Below are 3,217 nucleotides of genomic sequence, written 5' to 3' on the forward strand. Positions count from 1 at the left end.
AAAAAGGCGCATAAAAATGTATCCTAAATCAAATATCGGACAACAGGTGTCTGTTATAACAAAAAATCGATTTAATAGACACATAAACAGCACCATTTTAGTATGTCTGATAATTTATAATATTTCGGACGGTTGCGAGATTGTTAAAATATAACCGTCGAGCAGGGAGGCCGATATGCCCGTTGATTTTCTGACCACCGAGCAGGAACTGAATTATGGTCGCTACGTTGCAGAACCTAATGACGTGCAGTTGGCGCGCTATTTTCATCTTGATGAGCGGGATCTTGCTTTCGTCAACCAGCGGCGGGGAAGGCATAACCGACTGGGAATAGCGCTTCAGCTTACCAGCGCCCGCTTTCTGGGCACCTTCCTGACAGATTTAACCCGGGTTCTGCCAGGTGTTCAGCAATTTGTCGCGGTGCAGCTTAAAATCCGCCGTCCGGAAGTCCTCTCCCGCTACGCTGAACGGGATACCACCCTCAGAGAGCATACTGCGCTGATTAAGGAATATTACGGTTACCATGAGTTTGGCGATTTTCCCTGGTCTTTCCGCCTGAAGCGCCTGCTGTACACCCGGGCATGGCTCAGTAATGATCGACCTGGTCTGATGTTTGATTTTGCCACCGCGTGGCTGCTTCAGAATAAGGTCCTGCTGCCCGGAGCAACCACACTTGTACGTCTCGTCAGTGAAATACGCGAACGGGCAAATCAGCGTCTGTGGAAGAAACTGGCCGCGCTGCCGGACAGCTGGCAGACCGCCCGCGTGACGGAGCTGTTAGACATTCCTGAGGGACAGCGAATTTCACCGCTGGAACAACTGAAAAAAGGACCTGTCACCGTCAGCGGTCCGGCATTTACCGAAGCGCTGGAGCGGTATATCCGGCTGCGAAACCTTGAGTTTTCCCGGCTGAACTTTACCGGTCTGCCCGCCATACAGCTGCGTAATCTGGCGCGTTATGCAGGCATGGCATCGGTAAAATATATCGCACGCATGCCAGACCAAAGAAAACTGGCCATACTCACCGCATTTGTTAAAGCACAGGAAATAACAGCGCTGGATGAGGCCGTTGATGTGCTCGATATGCTGATACTGGACATCACCCGCGAGGCAAAGAAAACGGGGCAGAAAAAGCGGCTCAGGACGCTTAAAGATCTTGATCGGGCATCGCTATTGCTGGCCCGGGCCTGTACGCTTTTGCTGGATGAGCAGGCTGACGATGCTGAACTGAGGGAGACCATATTCAGCAGCATACCGAAAAGCAGGTTGGCAGAATCGGTCAGCAAGGTGAATGAACTGGCCCGGCCTCAGAACAACAATTTCCATGACGAAATGGTGGAGCAGTACGGGCGGGTAAAGCGTTTTCTTCCGGCGGTATTACGCGACCTGCATTTCCAGGCTGCACCAGCAGGAGAGCATACGCTGGCCGCGATTCATTATCTGACCGAGCTGAACGGCTCGAAAAAACGCATCCTGGAGGATGCGCCTGAACATATTATTACCGGCCCCTGGAAACGCCTGGTGTACGATGCGGAGGGCCGGATACAACGTGCCGGTTACTCGCTTTGTCTGCTGGAGCGCCTTCAGGATGCACTGCGCAGACGGGACATCTGGCTCGAAAACAGCGATCGCTGGGGAAATCCCCGCGAGAAGCTGTTGCAGGGAGAAGAATGGCAGGTTCAGCGGGTCCCCGTCTGCCGGGCGCTGGGACATCCCACTGATGGACATCAAGGCGTGCAACAGCTGGCGGTCCAGCTGGATGAAACCTGGAAAGCCGTCGCATCCCGGTTTGAAGGAAATGCGGAGGTCCATATCTGCAATGACGGTAAATATCCGTCCCTGACTATCAGCAGTCTGGAGAAACTGGAGGAGCCACCGTCGTTGCATCGTCTCAACGGCCGGGTAAGGCAGCTGCTTCCTCCGGTTGATTTGACGGAATTATTGCTTGAAATAGACGCCAGGACGGGTTTTACACGGGAATTTACTCATGTCAGTGAATCCGGGGCACGGGCGCAGGATCTGCATGTCAGCCTGTGCGCGGTCCTGATGGCAGAAGCCTGCAATATCGGGCTGGAACCGCTGATAAAGCACAATATACCGGCACTGACGCGCCACCGGCTCAGTTGGGTGAAACAGAATTATCTCCGGGCCGAAACGTTGGTCAGCGCCAATGCCCGGCTGGTTGATTTTCAGTCCACGCTGGAGCTTACTGGCCGCTGGGGTGGTGGCGAGGTGGCTTCAGCTGACGGTATGCGCTTTGTCACACCTGTGAAAAGCGTTAATTCCGGGCCGAACAGAAAATACTTTGGCTCCGGGCGTGGCATCACCTGGTACAACTTCGTCTCTGATCAGTACTCCGGATTCCACGGCATCGTTGTCCCCGGCACACTACGTGATTCCATTTTTGTGCTGGAAGGACTTCTGGAGCAGCAGACGGGGCTGAATCCGGTTGAGATCATGACAGATACAGCCGGTACCAGTGACATTATTTTTGGCCTGTTCTGGCTGCTGGGATACCAGTTTTCCCCCCGGCTTGCCGATGCCGGTGAAGCGGTATTCTGGCGGGTGGATAAATCGGCAAATTACGGTGCACTGGATGAGCTGGCGCGTGGTTGTGCCGATCTGTCGAAAGCCGAGGATCTGTGGGATGAGATGATGCGAACCGCCGGTTCGCTGAAACTGGGCACCATTCATGCTTCAGAACTCATTCGCTCTCTGCTGAAAAGCTCACGCCCATCAGGACTGGCACAGGCGATCATGGAAGTGGGACGAGTTAACAAGACGCTATATTTGCTCAATTATATTGATGATGAAGATTATCGGCGGCGGATCCTGACGCAGCTCAACCGGGGAGAAGGCCGCCATGCGGTGGCGCGAGCGATTTGTTACGGGCAGCGCGGCGAGATCAGAAAGCGCTACCGTGAGGGGCAGGAAGATCAACTAGGCGCGCTGGGCCTGGTGACTAACGCAGTGGTGTTGTGGAACACGCTTTATATGCAGGAAGCCCTGAACTGGATGCGCACTAATGGAGAAGAAACCAGGGATGAAGATATCGCCCGGTTATCCCCACTGATGCACGGGCATATCAATATGCTGGGGCATTATACGTTCACGCTACCGGAGGATATTTTGAAGGGAGAACTGAGAGCATTAAATTTCAATTTAAACAATGAATTACCTTCTTAGCGTACGTTTTCGTTCCATTGGCCCTCAACCCCC

General features: G+C 53.5%; 1 protein-coding gene. It reads left to right on the top strand.

Annotation, left to right across the window (positions count from 1 at the left end; all coding sequences use genetic code 11):
- Window positions 1-175 precede the first annotated feature (175 nt).
- Complete coding sequence (locus tag F0Q32_RS25550; RefSeq protein ID WP_149465158.1) at window positions 176-3,184, top strand: Tn3 family transposase; 3,009 nt, start codon at window positions 176-178, stop codon at window positions 3,182-3,184.
- Window positions 3,185-3,217 lie beyond the last annotated feature (33 nt).

It is taken from the genome of Pseudocitrobacter sp. 73, from assembly GCF_008369545.1.
Taxonomy (GTDB): domain Bacteria; phylum Pseudomonadota; class Gammaproteobacteria; order Enterobacterales; family Enterobacteriaceae; genus Pseudocitrobacter; species Pseudocitrobacter vendiensis.

What these genes read in the sequence shown, in the direction of transcription:
- F0Q32_RS25550 (WP_149465158.1), top strand. Translation starts at nt 176, where the DNA reads ATGCCCGTTGATTTTCTGACCACCGAGCAGGAACTGAATTATGGTCGC.